Annotated in this window: 18 protein-coding genes; 11 read left to right on the forward strand and 7 right to left on the reverse strand. The window is 41.8% G+C overall.

Annotation, left to right across the window (positions count from 1 at the left end; genetic code table 11):
• The first annotated feature begins 36 nt into the window (after positions 1-36).
• The 3 genes from HWQ42_RS01355 to HWQ42_RS01365 all read left to right on the forward strand — a co-directional run bounded on the left by HWQ42_RS01355 (position 37) and on the right by HWQ42_RS01365 (position 3,542).
• Positions 37-318: a glutaredoxin family protein gene (locus HWQ42_RS01355; protein ID WP_292808620.1), complete on the forward strand. Its 282-nt coding sequence runs from the start codon at positions 37-39 to the stop codon at positions 316-318.
• A 53-nt stretch (positions 319-371) separates the two neighbouring features.
• A complete protein-coding gene (locus tag HWQ42_RS01360) occupies positions 372-1,874 on the forward strand; it encodes a UDP-N-acetylmuramoyl-L-alanyl-D-glutamate--2,6-diaminopimelate ligase (RefSeq protein WP_292808622.1) in 1,503 nt (500 codons plus the stop codon).
• A 201-nt stretch (positions 1,875-2,075) separates the two neighbouring features.
• Positions 2,076-3,542: a DICT sensory domain-containing protein gene (locus HWQ42_RS01365; protein WP_292808624.1), complete on the forward strand. Its 1,467-nt coding sequence runs from the start codon at positions 2,076-2,078 to the stop codon at positions 3,540-3,542.
• An 80-nt stretch (positions 3,543-3,622) separates the two neighbouring features.
• Here the strand turns inward: HWQ42_RS01365 and HWQ42_RS01370 are convergent, their stop codons facing one another.
• Both HWQ42_RS01370 and mnmE read right to left on the reverse strand, forming a co-directional pair.
• Positions 3,623-4,129: a GNAT family N-acetyltransferase gene (locus HWQ42_RS01370; protein WP_292808626.1), complete on the reverse strand. Its 507-nt coding sequence runs from the start codon at positions 4,127-4,129 to the stop codon at positions 3,623-3,625.
• Positions 4,130-4,189: 60 nt separating this feature from the next.
• Entirely contained in the window at positions 4,190-5,608 is a 1,419-nt protein-coding gene (gene mnmE / locus HWQ42_RS01375) for a tRNA uridine-5-carboxymethylaminomethyl(34) synthesis GTPase MnmE (protein WP_292808628.1), read from the reverse strand.
• 213 nt (positions 5,609-5,821) lie between these two features.
• On the opposite strand from mnmE, the gene HWQ42_RS01380 reads away from it, so the two are divergent.
• Positions 5,822-6,022 (forward strand): hypothetical protein, encoded by a 201-nt coding sequence (locus HWQ42_RS01380; RefSeq protein ID WP_292732308.1) that lies wholly within the window; start codon positions 5,822-5,824, stop codon positions 6,020-6,022.
• Between the two features lie 37 nt (positions 6,023-6,059).
• Here the strand turns inward: HWQ42_RS01380 and HWQ42_RS01385 are convergent, their stop codons facing one another.
• The 3 genes from HWQ42_RS01385 to HWQ42_RS01395 form a co-directional block, all read right to left on the reverse strand.
• Complete coding sequence (locus tag HWQ42_RS01385) at positions 6,060-6,728, reverse strand: Uma2 family endonuclease (protein ID WP_292808630.1); 669 nt, start codon at positions 6,726-6,728, stop codon at positions 6,060-6,062.
• 122 nt (positions 6,729-6,850) lie between these two features.
• Positions 6,851-7,897, reverse strand: coding sequence for a DUF1611 domain-containing protein (locus HWQ42_RS01390; RefSeq protein ID WP_292808632.1), 1,047 nt, complete (start codon positions 7,895-7,897; stop codon positions 6,851-6,853).
• Positions 7,881-8,933: a dipeptide epimerase gene (locus tag HWQ42_RS01395; RefSeq protein WP_292808634.1), complete on the reverse strand. Its 1,053-nt coding sequence runs from the start codon at positions 8,931-8,933 to the stop codon at positions 7,881-7,883. The genes HWQ42_RS01390 and HWQ42_RS01395 overlap by 17 nt, the downstream gene beginning before the upstream one ends.
• A gap of 128 nt (positions 8,934-9,061) precedes the next feature.
• Here HWQ42_RS01395 and HWQ42_RS01400 point away from each other — a divergent pair, with 128 nt between their 5' ends.
• Positions 9,062-9,616, forward strand: coding sequence for an NUDIX hydrolase (locus HWQ42_RS01400; protein WP_292808636.1), 555 nt, complete (start codon positions 9,062-9,064; stop codon positions 9,614-9,616).
• A gap of 47 nt (positions 9,617-9,663) precedes the next feature.
• Here the strand turns inward: HWQ42_RS01400 and HWQ42_RS01405 are convergent, their stop codons facing one another.
• Positions 9,664-11,286: an ATP-binding protein gene (locus HWQ42_RS01405; protein ID WP_292808638.1), complete on the reverse strand. Its 1,623-nt coding sequence runs from the start codon at positions 11,284-11,286 to the stop codon at positions 9,664-9,666.
• A gap of 103 nt (positions 11,287-11,389) precedes the next feature.
• On the opposite strand from HWQ42_RS01405, the gene HWQ42_RS01410 reads away from it, so the two are divergent.
• Entirely contained in the window at positions 11,390-11,710 is a 321-nt protein-coding gene (locus tag HWQ42_RS01410) for a flavoredoxin (protein ID WP_292808640.1), read from the forward strand.
• A gap of 24 nt (positions 11,711-11,734) precedes the next feature.
• Complete coding sequence (locus HWQ42_RS01415) at positions 11,735-11,995, forward strand: hypothetical protein (protein WP_292808642.1); 261 nt, start codon at positions 11,735-11,737, stop codon at positions 11,993-11,995.
• Between the two features lie 29 nt (positions 11,996-12,024).
• Here HWQ42_RS01415 and HWQ42_RS01420 read toward each other — a convergent pair whose 3' ends face one another.
• Positions 12,025-12,948 (reverse strand): nucleoside hydrolase, encoded by a 924-nt coding sequence (locus tag HWQ42_RS01420; RefSeq protein ID WP_292808644.1) that lies wholly within the window; start codon positions 12,946-12,948, stop codon positions 12,025-12,027.
• 14 nt (positions 12,949-12,962) lie between these two features.
• Here HWQ42_RS01420 and HWQ42_RS01425 point away from each other — a divergent pair, with 14 nt between their 5' ends.
• From HWQ42_RS01425 to HWQ42_RS01440, 4 genes are all read left to right on the forward strand, one after another.
• The gene (locus HWQ42_RS01425) at positions 12,963-13,394 is read left to right on the forward strand and encodes a nucleoside deaminase (protein ID WP_292732294.1); all 432 of its coding nucleotides are present in this window, start codon (positions 12,963-12,965) and stop codon (positions 13,392-13,394) included.
• Between the two features lie 155 nt (positions 13,395-13,549).
• Positions 13,550-15,220, forward strand: coding sequence for an alpha-amylase family glycosyl hydrolase (locus HWQ42_RS01430; RefSeq protein WP_292808645.1), 1,671 nt, complete (start codon positions 13,550-13,552; stop codon positions 15,218-15,220).
• A 483-nt stretch (positions 15,221-15,703) separates the two neighbouring features.
• Positions 15,704-16,015: an anthrone oxygenase family protein gene (locus tag HWQ42_RS35400; RefSeq protein WP_334813751.1), complete on the forward strand. Its 312-nt coding sequence runs from the start codon at positions 15,704-15,706 to the stop codon at positions 16,013-16,015.
• 48 nt (positions 16,016-16,063) lie between these two features.
• Positions 16,064-16,216 (forward strand): hypothetical protein, encoded by a 153-nt coding sequence (locus tag HWQ42_RS01440; protein WP_292808649.1) that lies wholly within the window; start codon positions 16,064-16,066, stop codon positions 16,214-16,216.
• Positions 16,217-16,262 lie beyond the last annotated feature (46 nt).

Here is a 16,262-nt window from a genome sequence, read left to right on the forward strand (position 1 = left end):
TAAACTTATAACTTCTTGCGCCAACTCAAATAAATAATGCGATTAATTTTATACAGTAAACCCGGCTGTCATTTATGTGAAGGCTTGCAAGAAAAGCTAGAACAAATCCAAAATCTCAGTTTCGAGTTGGAAGTTAGGGATATTACAACTCGTGAAGATTGGTTTGCTGCGTATGAGTATGAAGTGCCGGTACTTTATTTATCGAACCGCAGAGGCGCAGAGGACGCAGAGGGGAGTGAGAAACCATTGCCACGTCCTTCTCCTCGTGCTAGTGTGCAGCAGTTAGAGCAAATGTTGCGTAAATATTTAGCCAATTAGAAAAAAATAATGCAGAATAAGCGCAAGATCAAGAATGTGACGAGGTTCACAAAATGAAATTGCGGGAATTACTAACAGCGGTAGACAGTGTTGAGCAATTGCCTAGTTATCCAACTTTGGAAGATGTGGAAGTTAGGGGTTTAAAGACGAATTCTCATGCTTGTCGTGTGGGAGATTTGTTTATTGGGATGCCAGGAACGCGGGTTGATGGTGGGGAATTTTGGCAAAGTGCGATCGCATCGGGGGCTGTAGCTGCGATCGTTTCTCCCGAAGCTGCCCAAAAAAATCCTCCCACAAATCAGGCTGTGGTTATTAGTGCAAGTAACATCACTCAAGCTTGTGCGCAGATAGCCAGTGCTTTTTACGGTTATCCAGGGCGAAAACTCAAGTTGGTAGGCGTAACTGGTACAAATGGCAAAACTACAACTACTCATTTAATTGAATTTCTACTCAACAAAGCTAATTTAGCTACAGCTTTGATGGGAACTCTCTACACTCGTTGGGCAGGTTTTGAGCAAACTGCTGCCCACACCACGCCCTTTGCAGTGGAACTGCAACACCAGTTAGCAGAGGCGGTAAAGGCTGGGAGTGAGTTTGGGGTGATGGAAGTCAGTTCTCACGCTTTGTCCCAAGGTAGAGTGTTGGGTTGTGAATTTGAGGTGGCGGTATTTAGTAATCTTACTCAAGACCATCTCGACTATCACAGCGATATGGAAGATTACTTTGCTGCCAAAGCATTGTTATTTAGCCCTAATTATCTCAAGGGACGGGCAATAATTAATGCTGATGATTCTTATGGCAAACGCTTAATTGCGTCATTGGATTCCGAACGGGTTTGGAGTTATAGCGTCAACGACAACAGCGCTGATTTATGGATGAGCGATTTAAGTTATCAGCCAAATGGTGTTAGTGGGACATTACATACACCAAAAGGTGATGTAGCTTTTCGATCGCCCTTAGTCGGACAATATAATTTAGAAAATCTTTTAGCAGCCGTAGGAGCAGTTTTGCACTTAGGGCTAGATTTGCAGTTAGTGGCATCTGTGATACCTGAGTTTCCGGGAGTTCCCGGACGCATGGAACGGGTACAGATTAGTAGTGAGCAAGATATTAGCGTGATTGTAGATTATGCTCACACGCCCGATAGCTTAGAAAATTTATTGAAAGCTGCGCGTCCGTTTATACCTGGGAAAGTGATTTGTGTATTTGGTTGTGGAGGCGATCGCGATCGCACCAAGCGCCCAAAAATGGGTAAAATCGCTGCTGAGTTAGCTGATGTGGCAGTAGTGACATCAGATAATCCCCGAACTGAAGACCCAGAAAGGATTTTGCAAGATATTTTGGCGGGAATTGCTGACACAGTGCAGCCAACAGTAATTTGCGATCGAGCGATCGCAATTCGTACCGCTATTTTACAAGCACAACCCGGTGATGGAGTATTGCTTGCTGGTAAAGGTCACGAAGACTATCAAATTCTCGGTACCGAAAAAATCCATTTTGACGACCGAGAACACGCCCGCGACGCTTTACAGCAAAGACTTAACGTACAAGCTTAATTTGGGCATTGGGCATTGGGCATTGGGCATTGGGCATTGGGCATTGGGCATGAGTTATTCTCCTTGTCCCCTTGTCCCCTTGTAGATAGAGTTTTTTATAGTTAATGTTTCTTTCCGTGGGGATTTTGTAAAAAATGCACACATAAAGGTGAAAATCGAAGACAGAATTATTTCTTGCTTCATCCAAGTTGTGCTTGACTCATGAATGTTTCTCTGGTTAAGGATCTGTCTGTTTATCAACTGGTTATGGGAGTGCAAATGCCTCCTAAACCATTGTCCCTCAGTCCTGCTACTCTGCTATCACTGGTGAGAGCGCAAATTGACTTACTCATTGAGCAGCAAATTGCAGCCACTCTCTGGGTGAAGCTACCACCAGATAAAATTTGGCAATCAGAATTAGCGCGTTATCAATCCTCGGTAGGTGCGTCTAGTCTCATTTATACTTGCCAGATTGAGGAGAGTAGGAAAGGGGAAGCAGGGGAAGACAAGGGAGAGGAAAGATTAAATATCTCCTCATCTCCCTCATCCCCATCATCTAATTATGTTCCCGTTCACCTACCACCAGATAGCCAAATGCGACGGGAAAACTTTCTAATGGTGTTATCGCCCCAGTTTTGCAGTTTAATTTTGGCTCATCGACCACTTAAAAAACGCAAAAATCAGACATCGGGGAAGGTAAATACTAATAAAAACCAGCCATTGCTGATTATAACTACTGTTGAGGGGAGAGTAATTCAACAAGTATTAAATGGTATCCAACAAGCGATTGCACCAGAATCATCCTCAATTTTATCTGCTAGTTTTATTTGTCCAACCGTGCCCCAAGCCGCACTTATGAATCAACTGTTGGCAAAACAACTCCTCCGACAAGATGAAATTAATCGTCAAATCATCACAGCACGCACTAATAAGTTGGAGCAACAAAATCAAGAACTGCACAACAAAGAGCAACTCAAAGATGAATACCTGAAAAATGTCTGTCAGGAACTGCGTATACCTTTGACGCACATGAAGACAGCACTTTCGTTATTAAATTCCCCTAATCTTAAACCACCACAACGACAACGTTATTTACAAATGTTAAATACCCAGTGCGATCAGCAAAACTCCCTGATTGCTGGTTTTTTGGAACTGGTGCAGCTAGAACGGAATTTGGAGGGGACGACTTTGGAGTTGGTGCGTCTCTCAGATATAGTACCTGGAGTAGTTAGTACCTACCAACCTGTAGCCCAAGAAAAAGGAATTATGCTAGCCTACACCGTACCGACTGAACTCCCACCTGTTTGGTGCGTGAGTGGTAAGCTAAGGCAAATTGTGATTAATCTGCTACACAACAGCCTTAAGTTTACCCCTAATGGAGGTCAAGTATGGGTGCGTGCCCGTACTCAAGGTGATTATGTCCAATTAGAATTCCGCGACACAGGTATTGGTATTGCCGAAAACGAAATTCCCAAAATCTTCGATCGATTTTATCGCGTGCGTACAGCAGCAACCGAAGATTATGGTGGTGCTGGGTTAGGGTTAACGATAGTACAGCAATTGCTGCTGCGCTGTGGTGGATCTATTTCTGTAAAAAGTAAATTATCTGAAGGTTCTACCTTTACAGTGCAACTGGCGGCAACTGTTAGCAATATCTCAAGAGCGATCGCTACAGAAAATGAGTTATGAGTTATGAGTTATAAGTGATGAGTTAAAAATTCATAACTCATCACTCATAACTTATAACTCCTATTGCATGGGTTAAAAAATTAGAAGGTAAATTGTGGAGGTATTTTATATTCATAGCGAGAGACAAAATAAACACCAACTTGTTTATCGCTGTGATGACGGAAACCAAAACGTTCATATACTGCTCTGAGGTGTGGGCGTGAAGCGTCGCAATCTAGACGTAAATAATATCTACCAAGTGTTCGTGCATGTTCAACAGCCCAAGCTAGAAGTGCTGAAGAGACTTTACCGCCAGAGTAATTTCGTCGAACTGCAAGGCGATGTACAAATGCTGACTCTTCCTGAGAAATGTCAGACCAGAACACTAAATCTTCTAGCTGAAACTTGATTGTACCAGCTGATTCACCTGCCCACTCAGCAATAAAAAACAAGCCGTTATCAACATCTTTAGAGATACTTTCTGGCGAAACCTCACTCTCCTGCCACATAAGCCTACCACTCTGCTGGAGCCACAAAGCTGCTTCTAATAGCACATCCGAAACGATCGCCGTATCTTGTATAGTTGCTTGACGAATTGAGATGTACATTTAGTTATCAATAGTAGATTAAGTTAAACGAAAGTAAAATTAAATAAAAATTTTTATAGTTTATTTTCCAATACAAAACCTGCTAAAAATCCTCTCCAAAACTGATTCTGTTACTTCTTCTCCGGTAATTTCTCCTAAATCTTGAATTGCACCTCGTAAGTCAATTGTCCAAAAATCAAGAGGTAACTGCTGAACAATTGTTGCTTGCACTTGTTCTAAAGAGATTTTAGCTTGAGTTAAGGCTGCTGCCTGTCTTTGGTTAATGGCTAAATCCATATCAGCAGCTTGTACTTTCCCAGATTGGACTATCTCTAAAATTGCTGTTTCTAAAGCATCAATACCTTGATTTTGGGCTGCGGCTGTGACAATTTTAGATTTGGGACTTCGGCTACGCTCAGTCGAACGATTTGGGATTTGGGATTGAAGAGTTGTTCTTTTGCTTTCTTCTAATAAATCGATTTTGTTAATCACTAGAATCAACGGACGGTGTTGTACTGTTTCATAAATTTCTTCATCGCCTTCTGTCCAACCTGCGGAAGCATCGATGGTAAGCAAGACTAAATCAGCTGCATTGGCAGCACGACGCGATCGCTCGACGCCAATTTTTTCCACTTGGTCTGTTGTTTCCCGAATCCCCGCTGTATCTAGCACTTGTACGGGAATTCCCCCGACAACTAACTGAGATTCGACAACATCGCGGGTTGTACCAGGTAAATCAGTCACAATGGCGCGATCGCTCCGGCTCCAAGCGTTCAATAAACTCGACTTACCCACATTCGGACGCCCAACAATTGCCACTTTTAAACCAGTTCGTAGCAACTCACCTTGATCTTTGGTTTCCAATAACCTAGTTATTTCTGCGGCAATTTTATCGATTTCTGATATGATCGCTTTATCATCCAACGGCGGAAGGTCTTCCTCGAAATCAATCCGAGCTTCAATTTCTGCCAAGATATCCAAACAGTTAGCGCGTAACTGCCGGATCGGATGAGCTAATTTTCCTTGTAAACCAGCTAAAGCACTTTGAGCAGCTTGGGGCGATTTAGCTCCGACTAAATCGGCAATACCTTCGGCTTGAGTTAAATCCAATCGTCCATTCAAAAAGGCGCGGAGAGTAAATTCTCCCGGTTGCGCTAGTCTAGCCCCATTTTCCAAACACAGTTGCAACACCTGCTGCACTGCCATAATTCCCCCGTGGCAATGGAATTCTACTACATCTTCACGGGTGTAAGAACGGGGTGCTTTCATAATCAGCAACAAGGCTTCATCCACTATTTGTTGCGTCTGGGGATGGCGAATGTAACCGTAGAGAATCCGGTGACTTTCCCAAACTTGTCGCCCTGGTGCATGAAAGAGACTTTGGGCGATTGCCATTGCTTGAGAACCGGACACCCGCACAATACCAACACTACCCTGTTGGGGGACAACAGCAGTGGCGATCGCGGCTATAGTTCCAGTAGTAGCAAAGAGTTCTGACATGAGCGCCCTTTATTAAGAGTGAGGAGTAAAAATCATAACTCATAACTCATAACTTTCTAAATGGTAAGTATTTAGACTAATGAGATACCAACTGGCAAGGTAAAATTTACTTGTAGTTCATGCCTGATAGTAAAGAGTTAAGAGTGAAGAGTTAGAGATGAAAATCATAACTCACAACTTATAACTCATAACTTTTAGAGAGAGGAATTCACTGTGGAGCAAAAGATTAACTGCGCTGTAGCCTGTGTTAACGGGTGTGTTTTAGGGGATAAATGCCCCAATATCGAGTTTAGAGAGTCAGCCGCAAAATTTATTGAAGAGACTCCCTTAGACAAAATGCTGGAGTTGGCACAAGAACGTCTGCGGAAAAAAATGACGGAACCGCCAAAATGGGTTTTTCCCGAAGATCCATAGGATTCGAGCCAACAGGCACAAGCAAGCAGCGTGGAAGTTAAATAGTATCTGGATCTATATTTAATTCTCGCAGTTTTACTGCCAAGCGATCGCTGCGTTGCTTCTCTTGTTGTGCCACTTCTTCGGGTGTGGGAAGCAGTTCTCCTTCAGGAGTGTAAAAGCGTAACTTTTCTTGAGCAACCCCTAAATATAAACCTAGCTGTTGACTCCATAACCAGCCTTGGGGATTTTGTTCTAGCGGTTGATATTCACCATCCAGCAAATGGAACCCTGAAAACTCTAACGTTTCCGGGTCAAACCAGAAGTAATCTGGTGTGCGAAATATATCTTGGTAAATTTGTTTTTTTAAGCCTTTATCAGTGTCACCTGTGCTATCCGAGATAATTTCTATAATTACATTGGGATATTTGCCATCTTCTTCCCAGACAACCCAACTTTTGCGGGGTTTGCGTTCAGTTCCCAGTACGACAAAAAAATCTGGCCCCCGAAAATTTTCTGATTTGCGCTGGCGTGGACTGTAGTAGATGGTGAGATTACCCGATGCGTAAAAGTCTTGGCGATTTTGCCACAACCACTCCAAACATTGGATGAGTAGTGTCATTTGCAACCGATGCAAGTCAGTTTCCAAAGGTGGTTCGTTACTATATAAATCCCCTGGGGGAAATATAACATTTTCTGAGGTTTCTAAATCTTGGGCGACAGACATGGCAGCAAGTGTCTCAGTGCTATAAGTTTAGCGTAGCAGTCAGCCCCAATTCTTAGAGACGTTGTTCGCGTTCGGAGAATTCAAAATTTAAAACTGGTCAGGGTTAAGGTATTCTACAGTCGCTAATTCTTCATCACCGCATCTAGCAGCACATTGGCATCAAAGCGGACTACATCGGTGCAAGGTAGCCCTGTTTCTGCTATTGTTTGAGCGATGCTTTCTTGAGCCGCAGATTCATCTAGATGGGCTGTGTTCAGCGCTATACCCACTACAGAAACACTTCCAAAAGCACCACCAGCATTAGCAACAGTTTCATACAGCCGAATCACCTCTGGTAAAGGTGGAATTATTACATGGGGATGATTACGTACATGAACTTGTCCCGCCCGATGTACCAAAACTAGTTGGGTTGGTTGCGAACCACGGATTAGGGGTAGAGTTGCCGTTGAACCAGGGTGTAACAGTGAACCTTGTCCTTCAATGTGCAAGATATCGTAGTTTTTGCCATAGCGCATAACTATTTGTTCTACAGCACCGGCGGCAAAGTCTACCCGCACGGCATCTAAAGCCACGCCGTCTCCTTCTAACATTACCCCAGTTTGTCCGGTGGCGAGGAATTTAGAACGCCAGCCCCGCAGTTTTGACGCCCAATGCAACTCTAGGCTAGTTGACATTTTACCAATCGCCATGTCAGTTCCCACTGTCAAAACCCGCCGACATGGAAGGGTGCGTGCCATTCCACTAGCAACACTAATATTAGACGGTTCTTTTCGTACATCCCAAATTAATTGCCCTGGTTTGAGCAGTGCATTTAATTCTGGGATACTTGCCATTGGTGTATGTAAACCATTCACCAGTGACATTCCCGCTTCTAAAGCGTCTTTGATTTCCAGCCAGTAATCATCTGGTACAGCACCACCACCAGGGGCAATACCAATTACTAAAACTTCCGGCTTGTACTCTAGGGCTGCGGCTACCGATGCCACAATCGGCACATCACGCTTGATACCTGTTAATTCTGGTAGGGATTTACCAGCACACTCGCGATCAATTACGGCTACAATTGGGGCTTCACTGTAACGTAAAATTGCTAGCCCTGTTTTGCCGTGAGTCCCAATAGTCCCTTCATGTAGCAAGATAGCTACTCGTTGATTAAGTGGTAGACGCACTGTATTGTACTCCCAAGCCTGGTAAATCGTTTGGCAAAACTCTTCCTGCTTTTAGCAATGCACCCGTAAAAGGGTCATCAATTAAATTCAGGTGACTATCTAAATCTAAATAATCAGCTAGTGGTGCCAGCTGTAATGCTGCTGTATTAGCTAGCGAACTGTCAGAATAGCAACCGAACATTACTTGCAACCGATATGCTCGTGCTGTATGTACCATTCGCATTGCCTCTGTTAGTCCCCCTGATTTCATCAGTTTGATATTAATGCCATCCACGTAATTTGCCAAATCGGGAATATCAGCGCTTGTGAAACAACTTTCATCGACAAAGATGGGGAGAGGAGAGTGTTCTTGGAGTTTTGCTAAACTTGGTTCTTCTCCCCGTGGCAATGGCTGTTCTACATACTTTATACCTAAATCTGCCAGCCAATTGCACATGGCGATCGCATCTTCTAAACTCCAACCCCCGTTGGCATCAACGAAAAATTCTAGTTCAGGCGCTTCTTCTCGCACCGCTAAGAGCATTTTTTGATCTGCATCTATGCCATCTGGGCTACCTAGCTTCACCTTAAAAAGACGGACATCTGTAAATTTTAACCAGTCTCGCGCTCTCGCCCTAGCGCCTTCCGGCGAATTAATCCCAATTGTGACTGAAGTCGGGACTATTTGATTGCGATCGAGTCCCCAAAGTTGCCACAAAGGTAAACCTACGCGCTTACCCAACCAGTCATGCATTGCCATATCCAACGCAGCTCTTGCAGCAGAAGGAACTTGGTTTTGTGTTAAAACTTGCTCAATTTCCTGACGTTGTAAGGGGCTGAATGTTTGTAACAGAGGCACAACTTGCTGTAGGGCATCTTTGATTGCATCAGTTGATTGCCGATGATTACCCACACCAAATGGTGATGCTTCCCCCCAACCTTCGATGCGATCGTGTAAGATACTCACCCATACATTAGTTGTCTGTGCTGTTGTACCCCGACTAATGGTCAACGGAAATCTCTTATTTACTGTAAATAAATTTATATTTATTTGCATACTTATTTTACATATTGTGTTATCGCAAAAGCCAGTGTAAGTTCAAAATTTAGATTATCGAATACATCTGTTATACTTTTTTACATTCATTGATTAATGACTAAAGTTTTTATACATTATTTTTATTTATGAACAACTTAAAAAAATGGAATATTTTAAAATCAAAAATGGTTTTAGATAATCCTTGGTGTCAGGTGAGGCAAGATGAAATAGAATTACCAAGTGGTAAAATTATAGATGATTATTTTGTCAGTATTAAACCTGACGTTGCGATGGTTTTACCTATCACTAGTAATAGAGAAATTATTTTTGTCCGGCAATATAGACACGCTGTAGGTGAATTTTTCTTAGAACTGCCGGCAGGAAATTTTGACCCCACAAAAGAGAGTGCAGAAATAGCAGCAATTAGAGAACTGAGAGAAGAGACTGGTTATATTCCCCAAGAATTTAGAAAAATTGGAACCCTATACGATAAGCCAAGCAAAGATACCAATCAAATACATTTGTTTTTAGCAGAGAATGTGAGCAAAGTTGGAGAGCAGCAACTAGATATTACAGAAGAGATTGAAGTTGTATTAATTCCTGTAGAATCAGTTTTAGATAAAATTATTCAGGGAGAAATTTCTGTTGCAGGAACAGTAGCGGCTCTATTCTTAGGTTTAAATTTTATAACTTCTCAATAATCAATATAGCTTTTTTGGCTTTAGCAAGAATGATGCTTGAGACAGGTTTAAACTTTGCGCCATTTGGCATCAATACGCAATTTTCCTGGCACGATTTCTATAATTCCTTTCTTCCGCAACCTATTAAAAATATGTTTCATTACTTCACCTGATTCGATCCCAGTCATTTGTCGAGCAATACGATTAGTTATTTCTTCATGATCTACAAGATAGTCCATGACTAATTGCTCATACTCTGGATACCTTTGATAAATAGAGATTGCATTTTCTGAATCTGTGTCACTAATTCCAACTTTACGCCAGGCTGCATTACTTTTTGCTCTCCCAGGAACAGCCTCAAGAATTCCCCTATTTCTTAATCTAGAAAATGCCTCCTTGATAGTTCCTTCTGAACGAATTCCCGTTTCCTCTCGAGCAATTATATTAGTAATCTCTTTGTGCTTTTCTAAATATAACATTATCGTTGCTTCTACTGAAGCTAGAGGCTCATGTTTAATGTGTACAGCTACAGAGCTTTCGGTTTCATATATCTCAGGAGGTTGCAGTCTTAACCTAGCCATTGCCTGGAAAGCAGTATTTAAACCTTCTCCAACATCTTTATTAGGTGGATTGGGAAATTTGTTGATTATACGAACAATAGCTCCGTTGCGTGCATACTGCTCTTTGAGAATATTTTTTATAGTAATATGACCAGGTAATCTACCTGGATTTTCAATTTCAATTCTGTTGTCAAAAATGCGAATATGAGTATCAGATGCTATACTGTAGTCTCTATGCAGCAGAGCATTTGTTATAATTTCATGAATAGCTTCTTCTGGATAGCTGATTGATTCTAATCCTGTGTCTCCTACTTTTGGAATGTCTTCAATAACTTCTATTGTTTTAGCTACTGATTCTTGAATTTGATCGTATAGACAACCTTCAATAGTTATCGGGTCAAAGGCAAGAGTATCTCTTGTGCCCTCTATATCTTTTGTTTTGTATCGATAAATTTTAATTCCGCAACGCTTTGGAAAAATAGCTTGAGGTTCATCAGCAAACAGTAGAGTACCTGCAACTGTTGGTTTATTCTTTTGAATTAATTGTTGTTTTCTGAGCCACAATTCAGCCTCGTTAGTTGGAACTACAGCACTAATAAATTTAGACATTACTTGTGATGTTGTAATTACCTCTAGTTCTACGTCAATAGTTCTTCTCTCAAATGACTCGATACCTTTGTCTAGTCTTAATCTTGCTAAAGCTTGTTCAGTTTTAATAGGCAGAGTTTGTGCGCCACGTCTTAGATAGGGAACACTATCCGAAGCCTCCACTACTCCTCGTGATTTAAAAATAGTAACTTGCAAAACCAAACCAGGACAGGCTTCATAAATCAGAAAGGTATATGAATAACCATCTCCCAAAGGAAAAAGTTGTTCAAAAATTTGTAAATGCCCATTTGCGGCTTCCTGATCTGTAAAACCTCGCCAAGCTCTTGTTTTTTTGCCTTCTACAGTATCTTCATCAATGCCAATAAACAGTTCTCCACCATCTGCATTGGCAAATCCAGAAATAAACTTACATAATTTTCCTGGCTGTATATCTATCGACTTTAGGTCGAGAAAATGGCTTTCCTCAGCTACAAGTATCTGATTTAATTGATCAGAGGTAATTTCAACTACTTCAATTGACATATAGTTATGCATAGCAACCTAACGATTCTTTAAATTTGTAGCATACAATGCAATCCATGAAGTACCGCCCAAATTCTAATCTTTAATCAAAAACATTCCACTTGTGACAATAATCCCAGATGAAGCATTAGTAGTTCGGGGAGGGCGCAATCGTCCAGAGGATATTCGACGTGCAATAGGTACTCATCCCAGTGGCATAACAGGAATTTCTGTGGAATGTGCGGTAGGATTGTCAGTAGCGGAGTTGGCATCGAGTATTCCTCATGGGCAGATTGGTGTAATAACAGTTGGTGAGGTTCGCCAAGCAGGTGGTGATGTAATCCGAACATCCGGTAGAAGTGCTAATCATGCAACATTGAGGGGTTTAAACCCTCAGCAAATTAGTCAACTCCTTACACCTACTGTTCCTAATCCAGCAAAATAGCAGTTATAGTTTGGATCGCCTAGAATGATTACCCCTAGAGTTTTTGCAGATTTGCATAATGCTGATGCTGAAGGGCGTTTGCGTTTGAACTGTATTGGTACAATCGAAGACTTTGCAAATCAGAGTATTGAGCTACGAGATGGACAGTTACTCACGATATATAGCGAAGATTTGGAAGTTGATGGAGTAGTGCAGTTCTCCGAAGAAGAGAAGTTGTGGGTTGCTGCTATTGATTGGGATAAAATAAGACAAGTTGAGGATTTTGTTGTAGAGGCAAAAGTTTGAGTATCCATGCCACCTAATTTTTTAGTTTTTTATCTTGCCCATTGCTGCAAAATATAAGCATAAAAAGCCTCTTTATCTACCTTATCCATTGCATAAATTTTCCGACCACCAGGAACTACTTTAGTACGTCCCTGACTAAGACCAGTGGTGATAATTTCTGTTTCCCATTCGCGCAATTGATAAAATTCTGGATGTCCCAAATAAGCCGTTGCCAACACATCCCAAAAATAATAATCTTGGGGAATAACTAGTGCATAACATTGTCCGGCTAAATCAGAGATGGGATAGTGGCGTTGTCGTCCCATTTTGTATACTAACTCCGATGTAACTGGGACATTGTTAGTTAAATCCAAAGGACACATAATAATTTCAATTTGGGTTTGCCATACCCGCGCTGCTGAAACCGCATCCCAATAAACATTCCATTCGGCGGAACCATCTTGTCCCGCTTCCAGACTTTTTTCCACATTGCCAGGAACATTCAACGCTCCCCCCATCCACACAATTTTGTGAATTTTGGCTTCAATGTCCGGTGCTTTGTCTAAAGCTGCGGCTACCGTCGTCAAAGGGCCAGTTACCATCAACGTTACGGGGTCTGATGCGTCCCGCAACACCTGTATCATGAAATCTTGACCTGTTTCGGCAACCAAAGGTGTAGTGATGGTTTCGCTTTGGTTGAGAATGGGGAGATGGTCAACGATAAACGAATCACGGCGATAGAGAGTAGGAAATGGATTGATCCCGCGCACCGTACTTTCTGCTACCGGGATATGAGAAAATCCCATCAAATCGATAATTTTACGTGTGGCGCTAACAGCCGGTTGAACGTAGCAATCTGCTGGAGTGACGACAACACCAAGGAGTTCAATACGATCCATTGTCAACAGCAGCATAGTTGCCAGATAATCATCTACACCGCCATCGTGATCCATTAATACCAGTTGTTTTGTCATAAAAGGAGAATTATATGGATGAGTTTATGGAAGCTGCAATTCAAGAAGCAAAACAAGGCAGACAAGAAGGTGGAATTCCCATTGGTTCGGTTCTTGTGAAGGATGGCAAAATTCTCGGCAGAGGACACAATAAACGCGTGCAAGACGGCGATCCTGTTACCCACGCGGAAATCGATTGTCTCCGCAATGCTGGAAGAGTTGGCAGTTATAGAGGTACTACACTCTATTCAACTTTAATGCCATGTTACCTGTGCGCTGGGGCAGTGGTACAATTTGGCATTAAAAAAGTCATCGCTGGAGAATCTAGAACTTTTCCTGGTGCTAAAGAATTTATGGTATCTCACGGTGTGGACGTAATTGATCTTAATCTTGACGAATGCGAACAAATAATGAGTGAGTTTATTGAAACTAACCCCGAACTTTGGAATGAAGATATTGGTAAATAATCATTGCATCGCTACAATCATAGCGATCGCAATATCTGGTTGAAGTCCAGCACATTAGGAAAATATTGATAATACTTAAGAAAGAAGCTGCAAACTCTTTTATATTACACAATAATTTTAGTGACTATAACTAGCTAAAATTTAAACGTGTGAAAATGGCAAATTTAACTGAATTTACATTATTTGCTCCTCGTAACAAAGGAGCATCTTTAATGGGGTCTTTTTCAGATTGGAAAGAAATTCCCATGTCAAAAAGTGAAGATGGTTATTTTCGCACCAAAATCAAACTGGAAGACGGCGTTTATCAATATAAATTTCGTATTCAAACCAAAAGCCCAAATTTTGCACTTGATGAATGGATGGATGTCATTGATCCTAAAGCAACAGATGTTAATGAAACAGAAAAATACGGCATAGTACGCATTCAAGATGGTCAACGCATTGTTGATACTTACATTTGGCAACATGATGAAATGCCGTTGCCTGACAATCGGGAATTAGTTATATATGAAATGCACGTTGCGGATTTTACTGGTGATGAAGTTGACTATAACGAGCGAGGCAAATATTTAGGGATAGTTACTAAGTTAGATTATCTTTGCGAATTGGGAATTAATGCAATTGAATTAATGCCAGTTAATGAGTACCCTGGTGATTATAACTGGGGCTATAAAGTTCGCCACTTCTTTGCTACAGAATCTAGTTATGGTTCAACAGAAGATTTAAAGCGGTTGATTGACGCGTGTCATGGTAGAGGCATCCGCGTCTTTATGGATGGAATTTATAACCACACTGATGAAGAATGTCCTTTAATACTAATTGACCGAAATTACTGGTACTACGAACATAAACATTATCCTGAAGACCCTGATAATTACTGGGGGCCAGAGTTTAACTATGATAATTACGACAAAAATTTAAATATTAAACCTGCATGGGAATACATCGGCGATGTGGTAAAATTTTGGATTCAGGAGTATCACATTGATGGAATTCGCTTTGATGCAGTGCGGCAATTGGCTAACTTTGAATTTCTCAACTGGCTGACTAAGGAAGCGAAAAACCATGCTGCGCCCAAACAGTTTTACAACATTGCTGAACACATTCCCGATACAAACACTGTAGTCAAGCCAGATGGCCCATTAGATGCTTGTTGGCATGAGAGTTTTCGCTACTTTATAGTTCCATATATTTGTGGGAAATCATTTGAATTAGAACAACTCAAGCAGATTTTAGATCCCAAACAACAGGGTTATGCGATCGCAACCAATGTAATTAATTATTTGGCAACCCACGATCGCGAACGTGTATTACGAGAATTAGGCAATTGCGGCATCTTTGACACAGCCGCATTTGAACGAGCCAAGTTAGCTGCTGCTTTGTTAATGACAGCAATGGGTATACCGATGCTGTGGATGGGAGAAGAGTTTGGCGAATACCAGCAAAAAAGCGAAGATGTGACTAAGCCGCAGAAGATTACTTGGTCTTTATTGTCAAGCGACCAGAATCATGATTTATTTGAGTATTATCAAAAGCTGATTGCTCTACGCCAGCAAACTCCAGCTTTGCAAAGTGACAATATTAAGTTTTTCTACGAAAATGCAACTGAGAAAGTGCTGGCTTACACCCGTTGGGATGAGCAGAATTCTCATGTGGTTGTCGTGGTAAATTTCTCCGACCAAAATCTAAATCAATATAAAATTTCAGGCTTCCCAACTGCTGAGTATTGGCGAGATTGGGTTAGTAATCAGGAAGCGAAATCTGGAGAGGATGGTTTCGTGACTGACTTGCCAAGCTATACAGCTAAAATATTTATTTTGCCGTAATTATCTCACTAATTATCTAGCAGATTTACAAGCAATGTGTAGTTTGTCGAGGCAGTGCGATCGCTCGTCAAACAAACTGCTTGCGTCGCAACGGAGTAATAAGAGTAGAAGTGGGATCAACAGCAAATAAAATAATATCATGTCCGATCGGATAAGCCCAAAACCCAGATTGTAGAGACGCGATTTATCGCGTCTTGAAAGACCAATCATCTACACCAATAACCCTTAACCCAAGCGTATTGTGTGTGACATAACACAATCTGCGAATAAGGCGTTACGTAGTAATTAACAGGAGGCTTTATGATATTTGTTGACAATTTGCGCTTCCCTTTGACACTTTTCACAGCACTAGGCTGCGGATTGGTGGCTGGCGTCTTCTTTGCCTTCTCGACTTTCGTGATGAATGCCCTTGCACGACTCCAGCCAAAGGAGGGCATTATCGCCATGCAATCCATCAATATCACCGCGATCAATCCGTTGTTCATGTTGGCACTCTTCGGAACGGCTGCGGCTTGCATCTTTCTAGCGGTTTCCTCGGTGTTAAAGTGGCATCAGCCTGGCGCTGCCTATTTGCTTATCGGTAGCTTGCTCTATCTCATTGGTACCGTTCTAGTAACGATCGCGTTCAATGTACCACTAAATGATGCCTTAGCGATCGCCAAACCAGACAGCACTGAAGGCGCGAACCTATGGGCTAGATATCTTACCAACTGGACGTTCTGGAACCACGTTCGGACAATAGCGGCACTTGCGGCAACACTTATACTCGGACTCTGCGATCGCATGGTGAAATAGGAATGATGAATACGTATGATACCCTTTGCTCGGACAAAATGAAGCTATATGAGTATTCAAGCAGCATACGATAATTGGTCAGCCACATACGATGCTGACGAAAATCTGACGCGCGATCTCGATCGAATCGTCACCAGAGAAACCTTGATAGGTTTGAGGTGTAAGGGACTTCCAGAAAATAAACTATTCCATCAACAGTAATGATAATCATTTTAAAGGGGGGATGAAGGGGCTGCCGACGGCAGCC

Source organism: Nostoc sp. JL23 (genome assembly GCF_017115065.1).
Lineage (GTDB): Bacteria > Cyanobacteriota > Cyanobacteriia > Cyanobacteriales > Nostocaceae > Nostoc > Nostoc punctiforme_A.